2 protein-coding genes are annotated in these 1,164 nt (G+C 62.0%); both read right to left on the bottom strand.

The features are described 5' to 3' along the window. The coding region (locus A2I95_RS40500) for a hypothetical protein (protein ID WP_291737957.1) at positions 1-338 on the bottom strand (338 nt) is incomplete at its 3' end. Between the two features lie 321 nt (positions 339-659). Beyond that, a complete protein-coding gene (locus A2I95_RS40495; protein ID WP_035920176.1) occupies positions 660-1,061 on the bottom strand; it encodes a hypothetical protein in 402 nt (133 codons plus the stop codon). Positions 1,062-1,164: the final 103 nt, after the last annotated feature.

Genomic DNA, 1,164 nt, shown 5'->3' with positions numbered 1-1,164 from the left:
CAGCTGTTGACAGACCCGTATCCGCCAGCCGGCGCCGCTGCCGCCAAATTTGCGTCCAGCGTGAACTGAACTGCCGAGCGGCGCCCGGTCGTTTCGCTGGGGCCCAGCCCGCGGGTGATGTGCAGATTGCTGTTCCAGGGCACCCGCAGCACGCGCTGCGCATAATCCGCCGCCCCGCACCAGAAGAGATACCCGTTGCCGGTGTTCGGGATGACTTCGAATACGCCTTCGGATACCGGATTGACCCGGATACTGTGGCGGCTGGAATTGGCAGCTGAACTGTCTGGAAGGGCCATCATCAAAGACGTTGCAAAAAGTGCGACGGCGGCAAGTTTCATGTCATTTCCCTTTCGTTCAGCGGGGCGCATGCCCGGTCAGGCTGCGCCTCTCCAAGGGTAGGGAAATTTGAAACACAAGCCAGTCACACTGCCGTGCAAGGGCTGGCAAGCGCCGCCTGGCAACTCCGGCCGACCTCACTCGGCGCCGCCGCCGGCAGCGTAAAGCCGGTATTTTCAGAACCTTGGCCTAGGTCCAGCGGGACGGGTTGATGTTCCCCTTTCCGAACAAACAGCCCGCCCTGCGCGGCGGCACCGGCGGGCTGCTCCGGCTTGCTGTTCACGCGGTAAGACACATCTTTGTGGAACAATGTGACCGCATCCTCAAAAGGCTGCTGCTTCCACGCAATAGCTATATCCCTGCTGCACCGACATGCTTTCCCCCGGACGAAAACCCAGCGACAGCCAGCCTGTCTTGGGTTCGACACCGCTCCGCTTCGGGTAAAGCGTGAACTGAACCGAGGACCGGCGCCCGGTGGTGACGCTGACATCCCGTCCCCGCACCACGTAAAACCGATCCATCCAGCCTGCGCCCAGCTCGCGGCGGGCGTACTCGGCAGCTGCGCACCAGTAATCCCAGGTGCCGCCGGATCCGCGCGGCACCACTTCATAGACCGTGTCATTGACCGTCAGCACCCGCACGCCGCGGGTGGTGGTAAAGCTATCCGCAGTTGCGGGAATGCCGGAAAGGCAAGCCAGGCTTGCTGCGCAAAGGAGGTTTTTCATTCGGAAATATCCCTGTGTTCGCTTCAACATAGGGATTTTCCGCAGCGGCTCCAACAGGCCGGTGCCGCCTTTGCCGCAACCTCTCGCAGATGTGTGAACGCCC

The sequence above is a fragment of the Leisingera sp. F5 genome, assembly GCF_001593695.1.
The sequence above is the reverse complement of the archived record's forward strand: the minus strand, read 5'-3'. Positions and strand labels throughout refer to the sequence as shown.